General features: G+C 73.5%; 15 protein-coding genes. 5 read left to right on the top strand and 10 right to left on the bottom strand.

The window, feature by feature from the left end; all coding sequences use genetic code 11:
- Positions 1-56: 56 nt before the first annotated feature.
- The 3 genes from rpmA to EL245_RS00580 all read right to left on the bottom strand — a co-directional run bounded on the left by rpmA (position 57) and on the right by EL245_RS00580 (position 3,923).
- Positions 57-314, bottom strand: coding sequence for a 50S ribosomal protein L27 (gene rpmA / locus EL245_RS00590; RefSeq protein WP_126381149.1), 258 nt, complete (start codon positions 312-314; stop codon positions 57-59).
- Positions 315-362: 48 nt separating this feature from the next.
- On the bottom strand, positions 363-680 hold the full coding sequence (gene rplU / locus EL245_RS00585) for a 50S ribosomal protein L21 (protein WP_126381147.1): 318 nt from the start codon (positions 678-680) through the stop codon (positions 363-365).
- A gap of 225 nt (positions 681-905) precedes the next feature.
- Positions 906-3,923: an Rne/Rng family ribonuclease gene (locus tag EL245_RS00580; RefSeq protein ID WP_232009804.1), complete on the bottom strand. Its 3,018-nt coding sequence runs from the start codon at positions 3,921-3,923 to the stop codon at positions 906-908.
- 454 nt (positions 3,924-4,377) lie between these two features.
- Here EL245_RS00580 and EL245_RS00575 point away from each other — a divergent pair, with 454 nt between their 5' ends.
- The 5 genes from EL245_RS00575 to EL245_RS00555 are packed head-to-tail and all read left to right on the top strand — an operon-like array spanning position 4,378 to position 12,590.
- Complete coding sequence (locus tag EL245_RS00575; protein WP_126381145.1) at positions 4,378-5,868, top strand: cytochrome ubiquinol oxidase subunit I; 1,491 nt, start codon at positions 4,378-4,380, stop codon at positions 5,866-5,868.
- Between the two features lie 24 nt (positions 5,869-5,892).
- Complete coding sequence (gene cydB, locus EL245_RS00570) at positions 5,893-7,026, top strand: cytochrome d ubiquinol oxidase subunit II (protein ID WP_126381143.1); 1,134 nt, start codon at positions 5,893-5,895, stop codon at positions 7,024-7,026.
- A gap of 41 nt (positions 7,027-7,067) precedes the next feature.
- Positions 7,068-8,765 (top strand): thiol reductant ABC exporter subunit CydD, encoded by a 1,698-nt coding sequence (gene cydD, locus EL245_RS00565; protein ID WP_126381141.1) that lies wholly within the window; start codon positions 7,068-7,070, stop codon positions 8,763-8,765.
- Positions 8,762-10,612: a thiol reductant ABC exporter subunit CydC gene (gene cydC / locus EL245_RS00560; RefSeq protein ID WP_126381139.1), complete on the top strand. Its 1,851-nt coding sequence runs from the start codon at positions 8,762-8,764 to the stop codon at positions 10,610-10,612. The genes cydD and cydC overlap by 4 nt, the downstream gene beginning before the upstream one ends.
- Before the next feature lie 28 nt (positions 10,613-10,640).
- Positions 10,641-12,590 carry a GAF domain-containing sensor histidine kinase gene (locus tag EL245_RS00555; protein WP_232009803.1) on the top strand — a complete coding sequence of 650 codons (1,950 nt, stop codon included), beginning with the start codon at positions 10,641-10,643 and terminating at the stop codon, positions 12,588-12,590.
- Between the two features lie 13 nt (positions 12,591-12,603).
- Here EL245_RS00555 and EL245_RS00550 read toward each other — a convergent pair whose 3' ends face one another.
- The 7 genes from EL245_RS00550 to EL245_RS00520 form a co-directional block, all read right to left on the bottom strand.
- A complete protein-coding gene (locus EL245_RS00550) occupies positions 12,604-13,257 on the bottom strand; it encodes a response regulator (protein WP_126381137.1) in 654 nt (217 codons plus the stop codon).
- A 92-nt stretch (positions 13,258-13,349) separates the two neighbouring features.
- Complete coding sequence (mutM, locus tag EL245_RS00545) at positions 13,350-14,372, bottom strand: bifunctional DNA-formamidopyrimidine glycosylase/DNA-(apurinic or apyrimidinic site) lyase (protein WP_126381136.1); 1,023 nt, start codon at positions 14,370-14,372, stop codon at positions 13,350-13,352.
- A complete protein-coding gene (rnc, locus tag EL245_RS00540) occupies positions 14,365-15,186 on the bottom strand; it encodes a ribonuclease III (protein ID WP_126381134.1) in 822 nt (273 codons plus the stop codon). Before rnc ends, mutM begins: the two co-directional genes overlap by 8 nt.
- The gene (locus EL245_RS00535) at positions 15,186-15,740 is read right to left on the bottom strand and encodes a YceD family protein (protein ID WP_126381132.1); all 555 of its coding nucleotides are present in this window, start codon (positions 15,738-15,740) and stop codon (positions 15,186-15,188) included. The genes rnc and EL245_RS00535 overlap by 1 nt, the downstream gene beginning before the upstream one ends.
- Positions 15,741-15,823: 83 nt before the next feature.
- A complete protein-coding gene (locus tag EL245_RS00530; protein ID WP_126381130.1) occupies positions 15,824-16,417 on the bottom strand; it encodes an ATPase in 594 nt (197 codons plus the stop codon).
- A complete protein-coding gene (gene coaD / locus EL245_RS00525; protein ID WP_197719427.1) occupies positions 16,401-16,940 on the bottom strand; it encodes a pantetheine-phosphate adenylyltransferase in 540 nt (179 codons plus the stop codon). The genes EL245_RS00530 and coaD overlap by 17 nt, the downstream gene beginning before the upstream one ends.
- 82 nt (positions 16,941-17,022) lie before the next feature.
- Positions 17,023-20,286 (bottom strand): glycoside hydrolase family 2 TIM barrel-domain containing protein, encoded by a 3,264-nt coding sequence (locus tag EL245_RS00520; protein ID WP_161512700.1) that lies wholly within the window; start codon positions 20,284-20,286, stop codon positions 17,023-17,025.
- Positions 20,287-20,305 lie beyond the last annotated feature (19 nt).

Here is a 20,305-nt window from a genome sequence, read left to right as displayed (position 1 = left end):
GAGGGCGGACGGCCTAGCCGTCCGCCCTCATGAGCCTGTTGTCGGTGCGCCGCGGCTCAGGCCTCGGCGAGCACGACGTTGACGACCCTGCGGCCGCGCCGGGTGCCGAACTGGACGTTGCCCGCGGCAGTGGCGAACAGCGTGTCGTCGTTGCCGCGACCCACGTTGGCGCCCGGGTGGAAGTGCGTGCCGCGCTGTCGGACGATGATCTCGCCGGCCTTGACGAACTGGCCGCCGAAACGCTTGACGCCCAGGCGCTGGGCGTTGGAGTCGCGGCCGTTCCGGGAGGAACCAAGACCCTTCTTGTGTGCCATCTCAGATGTCTTTCCTAGTCAGCAGGTGCGTGCGTGGGGGGTGGCTGCTCAGCCGATAGCCTTGATCTTGACGGCGGTCAGCTGGGCGCGGTGGCCCTGACGCTTGCGGTAGCCCGTCTTGTTCTTGAACTTGAGGATGTTGATCTTCGGGCCCTTCTCGTCGCCGACGATCTCCGCGGTGACCGAGGTGGAGGCGAGGTCGGCAGCGGTGGTCACCGTGTCGCCGTCCACGAGCATGACAGGGGCGAGGCTGACCTCGTCACCGATCTCACCGGGGAGCTTGTCGACGACCACGACGTCGCCGACGGAGACCTTCTCCTGACGGCCGCCGGCCTTGACGATCGCGTAGACCACTTGAATGCTCATCTCTGTCGTAACTTCAGACGCCCGGGACCGGTCAGCTCCGCTGCCGGGCCGGGCTGCGTCCATGGCATGGGTGCATGAGGCACCGGCGGACTACTTTATGCGATCGGGAGGCGCCGGACCAACCCGGCTCATCCTCCCAGGTCTGTGGTCTTCCGCACGAGCACGGCGGGCACCCGCTCCGGCCGCGCGCCCCGTCGCGGGGCGCGCGGCCGGAGCGGCCCTCAGTCAGCGCCCCTGAGGAGCGGCCGGGTCCCCGTTCCCGGACCCCGAGTCCCGGGGCTCCTGGGACTCCTGGGGGTCCTTGGACTCCTTGGACTCCTGGTTCTCCTTGTGCGCCTGCTCCGCGGCCGCTGCGATCTGGGCGAGCGCACCGCGCACAGCCGCCCTGGCGGCGTCGTCCTGAGCACCGGCCTCCTGGACCTCGACGGTCCCCCCGGACTCGGCCGCCTGCCCCGCACGGGCCACGGCCCCGGCGTCCCCGGCCTCACCGGACTCCCGAGAGTCCCGAGGGTCCTTGGCCTTGGAGGCACCCTTGCCCGCCGCCTTGCGCCCGCGGCCCCGCCCGGCGGCACGCTGGCTCTGGGCCTCGCTCCGGCCTCCGGACTCCACCGGGGTGTCGTGGACGATGAATCCGCGCCCCGAGCAGCACTCGCAGGGTGTCGAGAAGGCCTCGACCAGGCCCTGCCCGACACGCTTCCGGGTCATCTGCACCAGGCCCAGGCTCGTGACCTCGGTGACCTGGTGGCGAGTGCGGTCCCGGCCCAGGCACTCGACGAGACGGCGCAGCACGAGGTCACGGTTGGACTCCAGCACCATGTCGACGAAGTCGATGACCACCATGCCTCCGATGTCACGCAGGCGCAGCTGACGCACGATCTCCTCAGCCGCCTCGAGGTTGTTGCGGGTGACGGTCTCCTCCAGGGTGCCCCCCGCGCCGGTGAAGCGGCCGGTGTTGACGTCGATGACGGTCATCGCCTCAGTACGGTCGATGACGAGGGTGCCGCCGCTGGGCAGCCACACCTTGCGGTCGAAGCCCTTGGCGAGCTGCTCGTCGACCCGGTGCGCCGCGAAGACGTCCTCCGGGCTCACCCAGTGCTCGAGACGGTCGGCCAGGTCCGGGCTCAGCTCGGTGACGTACTGGCTGATCGTCCTCCACGCCTGGTCCCCGGCGACGACGAGCCGACGGAAGTCCTCGTTGAACACGTCACGCACGACGCGCACGGCGAGCTCGGGCTCCCCCTTGAGCAGCTGGGGCGCCCGACCTGAGCCCTTGAGGATCTGGGAGGCCTTCTTGTCGATGGCCTCCCACTGGGCGACCAGGCGCGCGACGTCGTCGGCCAGCTGCTCCTCACTGGCCCCCTCAGCGGCCGTGCGCACGATGACGCCGGCGTCCTCGGGCACGATCTTCTTGAGGATCTTCTTGAGACGAGCCCTCTCGGTGTCGGGCAGCTTGCGGGAGATGCCTGTCATCGCCCCTCCGGGGACCAGGACGAGGTAGCGCCCGGCGAGGGTCACCTGGCTGGTCAGCCGTGCGCCCTTGTGCCCGATCGGGTCCTTGGTCACCTGGACCAGGACCGTGTCACCGCTGGACAGCGCGTCCTCGATCCGGCGGGGGCGCCCCTCCATGCCCGCGGCGTCCCAGTTGACCTCACCGGCGTAGAGCACGGCGTTGCGCCCCTTGCCCAGGTCCACGAAGGCCGCCTCCATCGAGGGCAGGACGTTCTGCACCCGGCCGACGTAGACGTTGCCGACCATCGAGGACTGGGTGTGACGGGCGACGTAGTGCTCGACGAGCAGGCCGTCCTCGAGCACGGCGATCTGGTTGAGGCCGTCCTGCTCGCGCACGATCATCTGCCGGTCGACGCTCTCGCGCCGGGCGAGGAACTCGGCCTCGGTGACGATAGGGCGCCTGCGGCCGGCCGCACGGCCCTCCCGGCGCCGCTGCCGCTTGGCCTCGAGCCGGGTCGACCCCTTGAGTGCCGTCACCTCGTCGCGCACGTCGCGTCCCGCGTCCGTCCGCGTGCGCGAGCGCCGACGGCGCCGACGGCGCGAAGCGCCCTGCCCCTCGGAGTCGACGAGGTCCTCGGGCTCGCTGGCGGTCCCGGCACGGTCCTCGTCACCGGACTCGACGTCCTCCTGGCCCTCGTCCCGGGCCTCCTCGGTGACGTCCTCGTCCTCGGCGAGCTCCTGGGCCTGGGCCTCGCTGCGGCCCCGGGTCCTGCGCCCGCGTCCGCCGCGACGGCGCTTGCGACGACCACCCCCGTCCTCGGCGGGGTCAAGCTGCTCCTCAGCACCGGAGGAGGCGGGGTCCTCGGACGGGGACGGCTCGTCGACCCCCTCCTGCGGGCCACGGCCCCGGACCTTACGGGCCGCCGGTGCGTCCTCGACGTGCTCGGGGGCCGTCGAGGGGGCGGTGGCCTGACGGCGGCGACGACCGCGCGCCGGCGCAGGGGCCTGCCCCTGGGCGCCGGCCTCGTCGACGACCGCCTCCTCGGCGGCCGGGGCGTGCTGGGGGGTCGTCGTCTCAGCGGTGACCTTGCGGCGCCTGCGCCGCGCACGGGCAGGATCGGGGGCCTGGAACAGCAGGGAGGCGGCAGGCAGGCGAGCGGGCTCGTCCTGCTCGTTCTCGCGCCCCTCGGCCTGCGCCGGCTCCTCCTCACCCTCGGCACCCTCGACGTCCCCGTCCCGGTCCGCATGAGGATCCGTGTCGGAGTCCGCATCGACGTCGGCGTCCACGCCAGCGTCCGCGTTCTCGTCCGCGTTCTCGTTCATGTCAGCGTCCGCGTTCTCGTCCACGTCGGTGCCGGCCTCCGTCTCGACCGTGGTGCCGGGCTCCGGATCGGGCAGGACGAGGACGGGCTGGGCTGCCTCCGGGGCGTGCTGCGGGGTCGTGGCCTCGGCAGTCGCCCGACGGCGACGTCGCGCCGCGGGACGGGACCGGGGGGCGGCCGGCTCCGGCAGCGGTCCTCCCTTAGGGAGGTCGTCCGCCTGCGGACCACCGGCGGTGTCGGCGGTGTCGGTCGTGTCGGCAGCGTCGGTCGTGTCGGCGGCACCGGAGGACGACGCCCCCTCGGCGCGGTCGGCCGGAACCGGGGGCCTGGGCTGCTCGGGGGCGGGGGCGGGGGCTGCCGCCGCGGCGGTCGCCCGACGTCGCCGACGGGCAGGGGCGGGCGTCGCCGGTTGCGTCGCGCCATCGCCGTCAGGCAGGAGGTCGGGCGTCTCGTTGGGCTGGGAGGAAGCCATGGGGTCTGCTCTTTCTGGACGCGCCGGGCACCGCCGTACCTGCGGCGCCGCCGCGTGGTCGCGCTCCCGGCACGGGGAGCGGAAAAGTCTGTGGATACGCCGGATGGCGCCGACCTGCGGCGGAACTCGCTGGGTGCGGGGGTGCGACGGCGCGCGAAGCGGCGCACGTCCCCGAGCGGTCTCGACCGAGGCTCGGACCCCGGAGTGCCGGTACGAGGCGTCCGGAGCCGACCTGAGTATCCCACACCGACGCCGCCCCCGAGTCCCGTCGGCGCCGGCGTGCGACACGTCTCGCCGTGAGCGGACAGCAATCGGCGACCATACCGTGACCTCACCGCCCGGACGCTTTTACGACGTCCTGTCACAGGTTCACCTATACTCGACCACAGGCTCCGAGCGGTTGCACGGATGAACTTATTATTCTGATCAGCTTCTCCTGAGAAAGGTGGGCTCGATGGTCATCGCACCAATGGCGCTGGACTCCCTCGACCTGGCACGGTGGCAGTTCGGCATCACGACCGTCTACCACTTCATCCTCGTCCCCCTCACGATCGGCCTGTCCCCGCTCGTGGCCCTCATGGAGACGTTCTACCTGCGGACAGGCAACGAGCAGTGGCGCACCGTCACGAAGTTCTTCGGCAAGATCCTGCTCATCAACTTCGCGCTCGGGGTGGCCACCGGTATCGTCCAGGAGTTCCAGTTCGGCATGAACTGGTCGGAGTACTCCCGCTTCGTGGGCAACATCTTCGGCGCCCCCCTGGCTTTCGAGGCCCTTCTGGCCTTCTTCATGGAGTCGACCTTCCTCGGGCTGTGGATCTTCGGCTGGGACCGCCTGAGCCCCAGGATCCACAACCTGTGCATGTGGATGGTGGCGCTGGGCACGAACTTCTCGGCCGTCTTCATCCTCGCGGCCAACTCCTGGATGCAGCACCCCGTGGGCGCGGTCATCAACCCCGAGACCGGGCGCGCCGAGCTCGACGGGGTGGGCGGCTTCATCAAGGTCCTCACCAACCCCATCCTGTGGACCACGATCCCCCACGTCATCGCCTCGGCCCTCCTCGTGGCCGGCGCGGTCATCGTCGGGGTCTCGGTGTGGTGGATGACCAAGGCGGCGCGCGCGGGACAGGACTTCGAGGCACGCGAGCTGTGGCGCCGCGCGACCCGTTTCGGTGCGATCGTCATGGTGCTCGGCGGCATCGTCACCGCCGGCTCGGGCCACCACCAGGGCCAGCTCGTCGCCGAGGAGCAGCCCGCGAAGATGGCGGCGGCCGAGGCGCTGTGCCACACCGAGTCCGGGGCCGGCTTCACCGTCCTGGCCTTCGGGAGCTGCGACGGGGAGATCTCGCGAGTCATCACGGTGCCCTACGTCTACTCCTTCATGGCCACCAACGACCCGAACGCCGAGCTCATGGGCCTGGAGGACGCCCAGGGGATGTACGAGGAGCGCTTCGGGGCGGGCGTGGACTACACCCCCGACGTCATGGTGGCCTTCTGGTCCTTCCGTCTCATGATCGGGCTGGGAATGGCCTCGCTGGGCATCGGGGTGCTGGCACTGTGGCTGACCCGCAGGGGCAGGCTCATCACGAGCCCCCGGATCGGCACCGCTGCCCTGTGGACGATGTGGCTGCCCTTCGTCGCCTGCAGCTTCGGATGGATCTTCACCGAGATGGGACGCCAGCCGTGGGTGGTCGTCCCCAACCTCGCCGACCCCGTCTCACAGGTCCACATGCTCACCCAGGACGGCGTGTCCACGGTCGTGTCCTCGAGCACGGTCCTGGCCTCGATGATCGTCTTCACCGTCCTGTACGCCGCCCTGGGCGTGGTGTGGTTCGTCCTCCTGCGCCGCTACGTCCGTGAGGGCGTGCACACGCCGACCGACCCCTCCCAGCGGGACGGCGAGCACTCAGACCTGCCCGATCCCGACCGCCTGTCCTTCGCGTACTGAGCCGCAGGAAGCTAGGTGCACACCATGACTCTGTCCATCCTCTGGTTCATCCTCATCGCCGTCCTGTGGACCGGCTACCTCACGCTCGAGGGCTTCGACTTCGGCGTCGGGATGCTGCTGCGGGTCCTGGGCCGCGACGAGCGGGAGCGCCGCACGATGATGCGGGCCATCGGCCCTCACTGGGACGGCAACGAGGTCTGGCTCCTCACCGCCGGCGGCGCCACCTTCGCGGCCTTCCCCGAGTGGTACGGCACCCTGTTCTCCGGTGCCTACATCGCCCTGTTCCTCATCCTCCTGTGCCTCATCGTGCGCGTGTGCGCCATCGAGTGGCGCCCCAAGATCAACGACCAGGCCTGGCGCGACCGCTGGGACACGGTGCACACCGTGGCCACCTGGATCCCCTCGATCCTGTGGGGGGTGGCCTTCGCCAACCTCGTCCAGGGCATGCGGATCGAGGTGGTCGACACCGCGTCGGGCACGGTCGTGCCGGCGTCCGAGGTCCCGGCGGACAGCCTCGTCATGGGGGCCTCCCACCAGATCACCGGCGGCTTCCTGTCCCTCATCACGCCCTTCACCCTCCTCGGCGGTGCGGTCACCTGCCTGCTGTTCCTCACCCACGGCGCCCTGTTCATCGCGCTCAAGACGACCGGGGACCTGTCGACCAGGGCTCTGGGCCTGGCCAGGCGTACCGGGGTCGTCTCGACGGCGGTCTGCGCCGTCTGGGCACTGTGGGCGCAGATCGCCTACTCCCCCAACGCGGCCTCCTGGGTGCCCCTCGCGCTCACGGCCGGGTGCCTGCTCGGCTCCGTCGTGGCCGTCCTCAAGGGTCGTGACGGCTGGGCCTTCGGCCTCCACTTCGGTGGGATCGCGTTCGCCACGGTCTTCATCTTCACCGCGATGGCTCCCGACGTCATGCGCTCCTCGATCGACCCCGCCTACTCGCTGACCATCGAACAGGCGGCCTCGGCGGACACGACGCTGCTCATCATGACCGTCGCCGCCGCGGTCTTCACCCCCATGGTGCTCCTCTACACGGTCTGGTCCTACCGGGTGTTCTCGGCCCGGGTCGGTGTCGAGTCCGTCGACCCCGACACCGGCGGGCTGCACCCGACCAAGGTGCGCGACTCGGCCCAGCCCGAGGCCTTCATCGGCTACTGACCGGCGGCGGTCCGGGACCACGGTCCTACTATCCTGGTCGGGTGAAGCCACTGGACCCCCGGCTCCTGCGCCATGCTCGCTCGGCCCGGCGCTATATCGTGACCACGGCCCTGACCGGAACCGCCACCGCGCTGCTCGTCGTCGCCCAGGCGGTGCTCATCTCCCGGGCGGTCGCACCCGTGATCACCGGAGCCGCCCCGCCCGCGAGCGCCGCGACCGGCCTGGTGGGCGCCCTCGCCCTCGTCCTGGTCTGCCGCGTCCTGGTCCTCCACGTCCAGGAGACCCAGGCCCACCGTGCGGCCACGGGCACCGTCGTCGAGCTGCGTCGCCAGGTGCTCGAGCACGCAGGCGCGCTGGGGCCGCGCTGGCAGGCGCTGCACGGTCCGTCCACCGCGACCCTGCTCACCCGTGGGCTCGAGGACCTCCAGCCCTACTTCACCCGCTACCTGCCCCAGCTGCTCCTGGCGGCGACGGTCACGCCGATGACCGCCCTGGTCATGCTCGTCCAGGACGTGCCCTCGACCATCGCCGTGGCGGTGACGGTCCCTCTCATCCCCGTGTTCATGGTGCTCATCGGCCGCCTCACCCAGAAGCACTCCGAGGAGCGGCTCGCCGCGATGGACCGCCTGGGCGGCCAGGTCCTCGACCTGCTGGCGGGGCTGCCGACCCTCAAGGCCCTGGGACGCGAGCAGGGCCCCGGACGCCGGGTGGCCGAGCTCGGGGGCGCCTACAACAGGACGACGATGCAGACCCTCAAGGTCGCCTTCCTGTCGGGTGCGGTCCTGGAGTTCATCACCACCCTGTCGGTGGCGATCATCGCCGTCGAGGTCGGTTTCCGGCTCCTGTACGGGCGCATGGACCTGGCCACCGGCCTGCTCGTCATCATGATCGCCCCCGAGGTCTACCAGCCCCTGCGGCAGGTGGGCTTCCACTTCCACGCCTCGGCCAACGGGGTGGCCGCGGCCCAGGCCGTCTTCGAGGTCCTGGGCACGGCGCCGCCCGAGCGCGGCCGCCAGGGCGCCCCGGACCTGCGCGAGGCGGTCATCGAGCTCGACGGCCTGTGGGTCCAGGCGCGCGGCGCCTGGGCTCCCGCCGCCCTGAGCGCCACGATCGCGCCAGGGCGCCTCGTGGCGCTGACCGGCCCGTCAGGCGCGGGCAAGACGACGACCGCCCTGGTCCTCCTGTCGCTCCTGGCCGCCGACCGGGGCGCCGTGCACGTCGTGACGCCCGACGGCACCCGCACGGACCTGGCCGACATCGACCCTGCCTCCTGGTGGGCTCAGGTCTCCTGGGTGCCCCAGCGTCCGGTCATCGTCCCGGGGACCATCGCCGACAACGTCGTGGGACCCGAGCGGGCTGCCTCCTGGGGCCAGGACCCTCCCCCGGCCCTTGTCGAGGCGGCGCGGGCCACCGGGCTCGACGAGGTGGTCGCCGCCCTGCCCCTGGGGTGGCGCACCCCGGTGGGTCAGGCCGGTGCGGGCCTGTCGGTGGGTCAGCGCCAGCGCCTGGCCCTGACCAGGGCACTGGTGGACTCCACCGCGCTTATCGTGCTCGACGAGCCCACCGCCCACCTCGACGCGGTCAGCGAGGCTCACGTCCTGGCGGGGGTCGAGGCGCTGCGCGCGGCAGGGCGCACCGTGGTCGTCGTCGCCCACCGCCGTGCGCTCATCTCCCGGGCTGACGACGTCGTCGTGGTCTCGAGCAGCCCGCTGGAGGACGCCGAGGAGGCAGGACGATGACGACCGTGCTCACCGGAGCCGAGCGGCGCGCGCTGCGCCGGGCCGTGGGTCTGCTCGGCCTGAGCCGCCGTCGGCTGGCGCTCAGCGTCGCGGCGGGCTCGCTCAGCCTCATGAGCGCCGTCGCCCTGGCCGGGGTCGCCTCCTGGCTCATCGCGCGCGCCTCGCAGATGCCCGACGTCGTGGCCCTGGGAGTGGCGCCCGCGGCCGTGCGCCTGTTCGGCATCTCCCGACCGCTCATGCGCTACTGCGAGCGCCTGGCCTCCCACGACACCGCGCTGCGCGGGATGAGCACGCTGCGCACCCGCCTCTACGAAATCCTGGCGACCTCGCGCACGGACGTCGTCGTGGGCCTGCGTCGTGGTGACGTCCTGGCCCGGGTGGGCGCCGACGTCGACTCCGTGGGCGATCTCGTCGTGCGTGCGCTCCTGCCCATGTCGGTGGCCCTCGTCCTGGGGGTCTCGACGAGCCTGGGACTGGGTCTCATCCACCCCCCGGCCGGGTTCGTCGTCGCGGTCTGCCTCCTCGTGTCCGGGATCGGCGGCCCGCTGGTCACGGCGCGGGCCGCCCGGCGTGCCGAGATCGCCCGCCAGGAGCAGGCGACCGACCTGTCGGCCACCGTCCTGGCGGCTGTCGAGGGCGGCGCCGAGCTCTCCGTGTCGGGACGGATGCCCGGCCTCATGGAGGACCTGGCCCGTCTTGAGCGCCACCTGGCCGCCTCACGTGACGCCGCCGCCCGGCCCGCGGCCCTGGCCGCCTCGATCGACACCGCCGCGATGGGAGCGGCCGTCCTGGGCAACCTCGTCGTGGGCTCGGCGGCGGTGGCCTCCGGTGAGCTGGCCCCCGTCCTCCTGGCTGTCGTCGTGCTCGTGCCCCTGAGCGCCTTCGAGGCCTCCTCCGCCCTGGGACCGGCCACGGTTCAGCTCATCACCTCGGCGGGGGCGGCGGTCCGGCTCATCGAGCTCGTCGAGAGGGCCGAGGCCTCCGCCACCGCCGCGCCCGCTGCCCGGCCGCTGCCCGCCGCCGACCCGCAGGGCCCTCGGCTCGTGGCACGCGACCTGGCCGTCGGCTGGCCGGGTGGGCCGGTCGTGGCCGAGGGAATCAGCCTCAGCCTCGCCCCCGGGGACAGGCTCGCGGTCATCGGCCCCTCGGGGGCGGGCAAGACGACCCTCCTGCTCACCCTGGCCGGGCTCCTGCCCCCGCGCTCGGGCGAGCTCACGCTCGACGGCGCCCAGCCGTGGGGCGCTGAGCGCGCCGAGGTCGCAGGACGGGTGACCCTGACCGCCGAGGACGCCCACGTCTTCGACACCACGGTCCTGGAGAACCTGCGTGTGGCCAACGGCGCGCTCGACCGTGCCGGGGCCGTCGCGGTGCTCGCACGGGCCGGTCTGGGGTCCTGGCTCGCCTCGCTCCCCCAGGGGCTGGACACCCGGATCGGCTCGGACGCCACGACGCTGTCGGGCGGCGAGCGCCGTCGTCTGCTCCTGGCCCGGGCGCTGGCGGCTCCCGCAGCCCTCATGCTCCTGGACGAGCCGGGCGAGCACCTCGACCCCGCCACCGCCGACCGGCTCGTCAAGGACCTGCTCGGCGCGACCGGCCCGGGCAGGTCGCAGCGGGGACCGGAGCACCCCGCCCCTGGCGGGGACCGGCAGCGCGGTGTCCTGCTCGTCACCCACCGTCTGTCGGCGCTCGCGGGCGCTGACGAGGTGATCGTCCTGGGCGCTCCCGCCCCCGGCCCGCCCGCACGCGTCGAGCGCCGAGGTCCCCACGCGGAGCTGGTCGCGACCGACCGGTCCTACGGGTGGGCCCTCGAGCAGGAGACCGAGGGCGATGACCGAGGCGATGACTGAGGCGATGACTGAGGCGATGACTGCGACGATGACTGACTCCTCCACGTACCCCAGCGACCCGGGCCGCGTCCTGCTGCCCGGTGTCCCCGACGACGACCTCATCCTGCACCTGCCCACGGGTCCGGGTCCCGATGCCAGCGGCACGGGGACCATCGCCTACGCGGTGCACGCCGACCGGCTCACCTCGACACGCAGCCGGCCCGCCCCCGAGGCACCGGAACCGGGAGCCGGCGGGGTCGACCTGTTCCGCGAGGCGCTGCGCCTGACCAGCTCGCTCAGGGTGCCCGACGCCCTGCGCCGCCTGGCGGACTCGGCCTGCACGGTCACCGGGGCGCGGTGGGCGACGATCGCGGTCCTGGGCCGGGCGGACCGCGCCCCACTGACCTCGGGCACGGCCACCGCCTCCCCCGACGAGCTCGACGCGATGATCACCGGGGCCGACGCGGCCTCGCGCGGGGAGGGGGGCGTCGTCATCTGCAACGACCTGTCGAGCGCCCCCTTCACCGGCGCGATCGAGGGCGAGGGCCCCGGCTCGGTGCTCTCAGCGCCGCTGCGCGTGCACGGCTACGTCTACGGGCGGCTCTACCTGTGCGACAAGGCCGAGGGATTCGACCCCGCGGACGCGGCCACCGTCGTCGCCCTGGCCGAGGCGGCCGCGGTGGCCGTGGAGAACTCCCGCCTCTACCGTCAGGCCCGCGACCGCGAGCAGTGGATGGCCCTGGCCCAGGAGCTGACGACGCTGCTGCTGTCGGGGGCGGAGCAGGACGACGCCCTCACCCACATCGCCCACCGGGTGCGCGAGGTCGCCCACGCCGACACGGCCGCGCTCATCCTGCCCAGCGTCGGGGACACGTGGATCTGCGAGATCGCCGACGGCGCCCACGCCGGTGAGCTCATCGGCACGTTCTTCCCTCCCGAGGGCCGGGCGCTCACCGCGCTGGCCCACCGCACGGGCCTGATCGAGCAGTCGCTCGCCCAGGCCTGGGAGGCCAGCGACCTGCTTGTCGAGGAGCTCGCCCACTTCGGCCCGGCCCTCTACGCTCCGATGGTCCACCGTGGCCGGGGCGTGGGGGTCATGCTCCTGCTGCGCGAGCAGGGCGCCGCACCCTTCACGCGCCAGGAGCTGGAGGTCGCCGAGCTCTTCGCCGGGCAGGCGACGATGGCCTTCGAGCTGGCGGACGCCCAGCACGCCGAGGAGATGGCCACCCTGCTCGACGAGCGCACCCGCATCGGCCGGGACCTCCATGACCTGGCCATCCAGCAGCTCTTCGCCACCGGCATGCAGATCACGGCGGCCCGGGACCGCATCCGCCTGGCCGCCGAGGCCGGGGCCGTGGACGCCCAGGACGCCTGCTCGGCCCTCGAGGACTCCCTGGCCGCCGTCGACGACTCGGTGCGTCAGATCCGCTCGATCGTGCGCTCGCTGCGTGACCGCGACGAGGACGTCGGGCTGGTCGAGCGCCTGCGGCGCGAGGCGTCCCTGGCACGGACCTCCCTGGGATACGCCCCCTCCCTCCTGCTGTCGGTCGACGGGCACGGGCTGGCCCAGGCCGAGCCCCGCGACGCCGACGAGCTCGTCGACGCCGTCGACGCCGCGGTGGACACCGACATCGCCGACGACGCGGTGGCCGTGGTCCGTGAGGCCCTGTCGAACGTCGCGCGCCACGCCCGTGCGTCCTCGGTGAGGGTGGAGGTGCGCTTCACCGGTGTGCTCGCCGCGGGCGTGCTGGGCGCCGGGCCCCGACCCGGCCGGGGCCCGGCGGCCATCGAGGTCGTGTGCACTGACGACGGGGTGGGTCTCGACCCGGCCGTCACGCGCCGCTCGGGCACGGCCAACATCTCGGAGCGGGCCCGGCGCCGAGCCGGCTCCTTCGTCATCGGCCCGGGCCCGGGCGGAGGGACCCGCCTCGTGTGGTGGGTGCCGCTCGAGCACCCCGGTGAGGCGGTCGGCTCGTGGCAGGTCCCGTTGCGTCGGTGACCCGTCGGCGCCCTCAGGGGCGGCGCCAGCCCGAGGCGCGCTGCCCCGCGACCCACGCGGCGACCTGGGTGCGGCGCTGGAGCCCCATCTTGGCCAGCAGGGAGGTGATGTGGTTCTTGACCGTCTTCTCCGCCACGCCGAGGCGCTCGCCGATCTCCCGGTTGGACAGGCCGTCGCCGATGAGGTCGAGGACCTTGCGCTCGGCGTTGGTCAGGTCGGAGGTCGGGTCGTCGTGATCCGCCCGACGGCGGGTGACCGTGCGCTCGTCGAGCAGGACCCTGCCCGAGGCCACCGCACGCACGACGTCGGAGATCTCCGCGCCGTGGACGGTCTTGAGCAGGTAGGCGCGGGCTCCGGCGTCGAGGGACTCGGCCAGGGCGTCGTCGTCGTCGAAGGAGGTCAGCACGACCGGCAGGGCCCCGGGGACGGTCTCGCGAAGCTCGCGCATGAGCTCGATGCCGGTGCCGTCAGGCAGCTGGAGGTCGACGAGCACGACGTCGGGGCGCACGAGCTCGGCCCTGCGCAGGGCCTCGGCCTTGGAGCCCGCCTCGGCCACGATGTCGAGGTCCTCCGCCCTGTCGATGATCTCGGCGATGCCTCTGCGGACGATCTCATGGTCGTCGACGATCATGACGCGGGCAGTCTCGGCGGAGGCGGGGCTGGGCATGCTGTGAGCGTAGCAGCACCGGGGACCTACGTCTTACAGACTGCGGGATCGCCACCTGAGACGGCAGGCCCTACGGCCGTGACGCACGTACGTCACCTCCGTGCGGAGGTGGGTCGCGCAGGCACCTGGCACCTCGGGCAGAAGGTGTGGCTGCGTCCTGCGAGCCGCTCGGTGCGCAGGGCGGTGCCGCACCTGCGGCACGGCCGCCCCGCCCGTCCGTAGGCGGCGAGCTCGCGGGCGAAGTACCCGGCGGCGCCCTCGGCGTCGACGTACAGGGCGTCGAAGCTGGTCCCTCCCACCGCCAGGGCCCTGGTCATGACCTGCGCGGTGCGGTCGAGCAGCTCGCCGAGGCCTGCCGGACCGATCCCCGAGCCGGGACGGGATCCGTGGACCCTCGCCGCCCACAGGCCCTCGTCGGCGTAGATGTTGCCGACCCCTGACACGAGGCCCTGGTCGAGCAGGAGGGTCTTGACCGCACGCGCCGAGCGGCCGGCCCGCTCCTGGACGGCCTGGCGGTCCAGGAGCGGGTCGAGCAGGTCGCGGGCGATGTGGGTGGCCTCGGCCGGCACGCCCGGCTCCGCGCTGCCCTCGCCGCCCGGGCCGCCGTCCGGGGTCGGTACCAGGGCGCTCAGGCGCATCCCGCCGAGCATGCGCTGGTCGACCAGGTCGAGGGCGGCCCCGCCCGGGGCGTCCCCGGGTCGGGCGACGAGGTGGAGGCGCACCCGCAGGTGGCGCGGGTGCACCGACAGGTCGCGCACGAGGCTCGGGGGACGCTGGGCGGTCAGGTCGGCGCCGTCGGCCGAGGCGTCGGTGACCGCTCGGCGCTCTGCCTCCGGCGGCGGGGAGGCGACGGTGCCGCGCACGAGCAGCTGGCCGCTCATGCCCAGGTGGGCCGCCAGGGCCCGGCCGTCGTCCAAGGGCAGCCACAGGAGCTTGCCGCGCCGCACCGCCCCGGTGATCCTCCGGCCGCTCAGGCCCCGGCTGAAGGCCTGCGGCCCGCCCTCCTGCCGGCGCAGGGGCCGGGGGTCGAGCACCTCGACCCGCTCGACGGTCCGCCCCGTCAGGTGCCGGGCCAGCCCGCGACGCACGGCCTCGACCTCGGGCAGCTCAGGCACCCTCAGGCCCTCGCGGTGCGGTCGCGGTGCGGTCGCGGTGGGCGGCGAGGTCGGCGCGCAGCGCCTCGTTGACCCCGGGCAGGTCGAGGCCCCCGTCACCGTGGGCGGCGAGGATCGTGGCGTAGGCGGCCTCGGCGGCGGCGTGCTCGGCGACCTTCTTCGAGGTGCCCGAGCCCCGTCCGAGCACCTGTCCGTCGACGAGGGCGCGGGCGGTGAAGACCCGCTCGTGATCGGGCCCGACCCCCTCGACCTCGTAGGCGGGGTTGCCCAGGGCGTGCGCGGCGCTCAGCTCCTGCAGGCTCGTCTTCCAGTCCAGGCCCGCCCCACGGGTCCGGGCGGTGTCCAGGAAGCGGGAGACAAGACGCTCGACGACGGCGCGGGTGGGCTCGAGGCCGTGGGTGAGGTAGGTGGCTCCGATGAGCGCCTCGACGCCGTCGGACAGGATCGAGTCCTTGTCCCGGCCTCCCGACAGGGCCTCACCCTTGCCGAGCTTGATGAACTCCCCCAGGCCCAGGTCGCGTGCCACCGCCGCCAGGGCCGGCTCGGAGACGGTGGCCGCGCGCATCTTGGCCAGCTGCCCCTCGGAGACGCTCGGGTGGGTGCGGAACAGGTACTCGGTGACGACCAGGCCCAGGACCGAGTCGCCCAGGAACTCCAGGCGCTCGTTGGTGGGCAGGCCCCCGTTCTCGTGGGCCCAGGACCGGTGCGTGAGGGCCAGGTCGAGCAGGGAGGGCTCGACCTGCGGCCCCCAGCGGTAGACGAGGGCCTCGACGTCGGTGCGCGCCGGTGGCGCCGTGCGGCGGGTCCTGGCCATCAGCTCTGCCTCGGCTCGTCCTGGGCGAGCAGCCCCTCCAGGGCGGACCAGCGCGGGTCGAGGCTCTCGTGGGCGTGGTCGACGGGCAGGTCCTCGAGCCTCTCGCCGCACTGGGGGCACAGGCCGGCGCACTGGGGCGTGCACAGGGGGCGGAAGGGCAGGGTGAGGACGAGGGCGTCACGCAGGGCGGGCTCGAGGTCGAGGGTCGTGTCCCCCATGAGGAAGAGGTCGTCGGCCTCCTCATCGCCCTGGTCGACCTGGGCGCGGGCCGCCTCGGGCATGAGGTAGAGCTCGTCGAAGGACACGGTCCGCTCCTCGTCGATGTCCCGCAGGCAGCGCACGCACTGGCCGTGGACGCTCAGGTCCGCGCGACCGCGCACGAGCACGCCGTCGTCCACGCTCGTCAGCTCGGCGTCGACGACGACCGGGCTGCCCTGGGGCACGCCGATGACCTCGGTGCCCAGGTCCGCGGGGGCGGGCACCTCGACGTGCACGTCCTTGATCGACCCGGTCTGCCTGGACAGGTCGACGATGTCCACGACGAGTGCGGCCATGGCTTCCTCCTGGGTGGTGCGGTCGGCAGGCGCCCGCCGGTGCGCGGGCGTCCTCGGGTGCGAGGGTACCCGGCTGCGGGGCCTCAGCGGCGGGAGGCCGAGGGGTCGACCGACCAGCCCGCCGAGCGGCGCCCACCCTCGCGCAGGGAGGCAGAGGATCCCGAGGCGGCCGAGGAGGCCGGGGAGTCGCTGCCCCCGCGGTCCTGGCCGATGCGGCCGGCCAGGACCTCCCTGCCTGCGTGGACCTGCTCGTTGATCCTGCCGAGCTCGGCCTCGAGCGCCGCCAGGGTGCGGTCGCAGTAGTCGTCGGCGCCGCGGCGCAGGGAGGCGGCCTTGTCCTCGGCCGCGGAGATGATGACATCGGCCCGGTCGTTGGCCAGGCGCACGACGTTCTCCCCGGCGACGAGCCGGTCGGCCTCCTCCTGGGCCCGCTCGACGATCCGCTCGGACTCCGCCCGGCCCTGGGCCAGCACCGCGTCGGCCTCGGCGACGATCCGCTCGGCGCGGCGCACCGCCGTGGGAACCGCTCGACGCGCGCGCTCAACGAGGTCGAGGACCTCCTCGCGGTTGACGATGGCCGACGAGCTCATGGGCATCGAGCGCGCGGACACGACGAGGGAGTCGATCTCGTCCAGGATGCGCAGCAGGTCCTCCCCTGCGTCACGGCTGGTGGTCACGGTTGCGTCCTTCGTGGTGGTGGGGGCGGTTCAGGTCGGTCTCGGCGGTCAGGGCCTGAGCCAGCGCCGCGACGACGCCGGGGGGCACGAGCGCCGAGACGTCCCCGCCGTGGCGGGCCACGTCCTTGACCAGGGAGGAGGAGACGTGGGCGTGCACGGGGGCCGCCACGAGGAACACCGTCTCGGGGGCGCCCAGGTCCCGGTTGAGCAGCGCCATGGGGACCTCGGCGTCCAGGTCGGTGCCCGAGCGCAGGCCCTTGACGACGGCGCCGGCGCCCCGCTCGAGGCAGAAGTCGGCCAGCAGTCCCGGCACCTCGGCGACCTCGACGCCGGGCAGCTCGGCCAGGGCCGCGCGCGCCAGGGCCAGACGCTGTCCGAGGTCGAACAGGTGGCTGCCCTCCTTGGCGGCGTTGCGCGCGACACCGACGACGACCCGGTCGAAGACCGTCGTCGCCCGGCGCACGACGTCGACGTGCCCGAGGGTGATCGGGTCAAAGGTTCCTGGGTAGACGGCCACGGTCATGGCGCGAGGTTAACGGCAGGGTCCTCCCGGGCCCGGGACGCGCGCCGGTGAGCGGGTGTGAGGTCCTCGGTCCCGGGTCCCCTCAGGGCTGGACGAGACCGATCCAGGCCTCGAGCTCGACCGTGCGCGGCGCGGCGGCGGCCTCGGGACGCACGTCGGGTCCGCAGGACCGGGTGCCGATCCCGTGGTGGAGGGCGTCGAGGTGGAGCCACAGGCGTGCGTCGGGCGCGAGGTCCTCGACGTGGGTCGCGGCGGTCAGCGCCTCCAGGCTCCAGGGACTGAGCGAGAAGGTCGTCGGGCAGGAGTCGGGCACGAGCACGAGCAGGCGCCGGGACCCCGTTCCGGCCAGGTCGTCGCCCTCGAGCCACAGGCTGCGCAGTCCCGGACGGCTGCCTGCCTCCTGGGGGCGCACGGGCTGCTGCCACATGGCCTCGACCAGGCCGGTGAAGACGCCGTGCCGCGAGGCGGCCCTCAGGTCGGCGTAGGCGGGCCCCGGTCCGGTCCCCGACCACGTGGCGCGCACGAGGTCTGCGGGCAGTCCCAGGCGCACGCCCAGCCGGGGCAGGACGGCGGGCAGGTCCCCCGAGGGGACGATCGTGGTGCGCAGACGCACTCCCCCGCCCTCGGCGCGCATCCTCGTCGTCACGTCCAGGCCCCAGGCGCGCTGGGGCGCCCCGCAGCGGCTGCGCACCGTGACGACCCCCTGGTCGGACAGGCTCGTCGAGACGTGCCGCTCGGTCATGAGGTGGAGTCGGGCGCGGCGCCACCGGTCCGCCGAGGACTGGCCGGCGGCTCCTGAGCCCTGCCCGAGGTTGGAGGCGGTGGGAGGCTCGGCCCAGTACTCCACGGGGCCGTGCCCCTCGTCGTTGTCGGTGGGGGCACGCCACACGGTCGTCAGCGGGCCGAGGACCTCGACCCCGCTGAGGTCGATGAGGCGGCCACGACGGTCCAGCGCGGCCGGGCCCAGGTCGATCCCCCCGCCGGGAAGCCTGACCGGCAGGTCCTCCGGGCCGTCCTGGGGCGCACGGTGGGCCGGCCCGCCCGTGGCCGGGACGGGCAGGCGCACGGCGGGCACGGGCTCCAGGCTCGTCTCCCGGCACGACAGGACCCGGCGTCCGGCCTCGTCGACGCAGCCCACCTGGGGAAGCAGGGGCCGGCCGGTGGCGGGGTCGACCTGGCGGGGACCGTCGTCGACGATGCCGCCGATGAGCGGGTCGAGCACGGCGGTCAGGACGTGGACCCCCCGACCCCGGGCCCGGGCGTCCTCGACCGCCCGGGCCAGGCCGGGCACCTCAAGGACCTCCTCGCTGCCCGCAGCGAGGTCGGGCAGGTCCAGCTCCCCGCAGCGCACGGCGTCGGGGGCGTCGTCGACGGCCACCTGCCAGGCCAGGGTCAGGCCCGAGGTCGTGCGGCTGTGGAAGCGGTTGCGCAGCTCGACCTGCCCGGGCATGTGCCCCAGTGCCCGGGCGAGGACCGGGGCCACGGCGTTGGCCCAGGCGGTCGTGCCCGAGGAGGGCCGGGAGGAGGCCGACACGAGTCCGTCGCACACGAAGACCCCGTCGTGGACGGGCTCACCGAAGTCGCCGCCGTAGCGCAGGGCGCCCCCGGCCTCGGGCCTGGGGTCGACGAGGGCGTGGTCGCGCCACTCCCACACGAAGCCGCCCAGGTGGCGCGGGTGGGGGTCGATCTGCTCGGTGTAGCCCTCGATGCCGCCCGGCCCGGTGCCCATGGCGTGGAGGTACTCGCACATGACGTAGGGCAGTGCGCGGACGCGGGCCGCCTGGGCGGGGCTCAGCGCCCCGGCCGCGTGCCCGGAGCGGCCCACGGGGGCCGAGCCCCCGGGAGAGCCGGGGTCGCGCGCCACGACCGCCTCGACCTCCTCGTAGGTGGGGTACATCCGGGAGTGCACGTCGGTGTAGTCCCCGGCGAAGTCGGACTCGTAGTGCACGAGGCGCCCGGGGTCGCGCTGCTTGATCCACCGGCTCATCGCGGCCAGGTTGCGGCCCGTGCCCGACTCGTTGCCCAGGGACCACAGGAGCACGCTCGGGTGGTTCTTGTCCCGCTCGACCATGCGTCGGGCGCGGTCGACGAGGGCCTCCTGCCACGCCGGGTCGTCGGCGGGGTTGCCCTGCCAGCCGTGGGCCTCGAAGCCGTGGGTCTCCAGGTCGCACTCGTCCATGACGATGAGGCCGATCTCGTCGGTGAGGTCGAGCAGCCGCGGGTGCGGAGGGTAGTGGGAGGTGCGGATGGCGTTGACGTTGTGGGCCTTCATGAGGGCGAGGTCGGCGCGGGCCCAGTCCTCGTCGAAGACCCTGCCGCGCAGGGCGCCGACCTCGTGGCGGTTGACCCCCGAGAGCACGAGGCGCCGGCCGTTGAGACGCACCTGCCCGTCAACGACCTCAAGGCGCCTGAAGCCGACGCGCTGGGTGACGGTCTCCTCCTGGGCGTCGACGACAAGCTCGTAGAGGTGAGGGGACTCGGCGCTCCAGGGCTTGACGGCCGCCACGCTCAGCCGGGCCGTGCCAGGGCCCTCGAGGACCGCGCTCACCCCCAGGGAGGGCAGGCTCACCGTGACCGGGAAGGCCTGCCCGGCACCGGTCACGTCGACGTCGACCGTGCCCCCTCCGGTGGCCGGGTCGTAGTCGGTGCGGGCGAAGAGGTCCTCGACCCCGCCGGCCGGGCGGTGGATGAGCTCGACGTCGCGGAAGACGCCGGGCAGCCACCACTGGTCCTGGTCCTCGACGTAGGTGCCCGGCGACCACTGGCTGACCCTGATGGCCACCGTGTTGCTCCCGTGGCGCAGCAGCCCGGTGACGTTGAGCTCGGTGGGCAGGCGCGAGCCCTGGGTGGTGCCCACCCACGTGCCGTTGACCCACACCGAGGCGAAGGACTCCACGCCCTCGAGCCGCAGCCTGTCGGTGCCGCACGCCTCCCCGGCCCCGGCCAGGGGCCAGTCCTCGGGCACGGTCACGGTGCGCACGTGGTCGGCGGTCGGGTTGTCGTCGGGCACGACGGGAGGGTCGAGCGGGATGGGGAGCTGGACGTTGGTGTACCAGGGCAGGCCGCGTCGGCCCTCCCCGGTGAGCACCCAGTGCGCCGGCAGCTCGATGCTCTCCCAGGTGCCCGTCGAGTCGTCCTCGGTGTCGAAGGACGGCTCGACGGGGCGCCCGGAGCGGTCCAGCCCCTCGGGGTGGGCCACCGCGTGGAGCCGGAAGGACCAGGTGCCGCCCAGGCTCAGGCGCGGGGCGTCGGAGTGCAGCCAGGCGCGGGGCTCCAGGTGCGCGCCCAGGCCCGGTCCGGGCCTGGTGGGCAGCATCCAGTCGGTGCACGGTTGGGTGTGAGACATCCTTGTCCTCTCCTCACGA

It is taken from the genome of Actinomyces howellii, assembly GCF_900637165.1.
Taxonomy (GTDB): Bacteria; Actinomycetota; Actinomycetes; order Actinomycetales; family Actinomycetaceae; genus Actinomyces; species Actinomyces howellii.
Note: the sequence above shows the minus strand (reverse complement) of the source record. Positions and strands in the feature narration are given on the sequence as shown.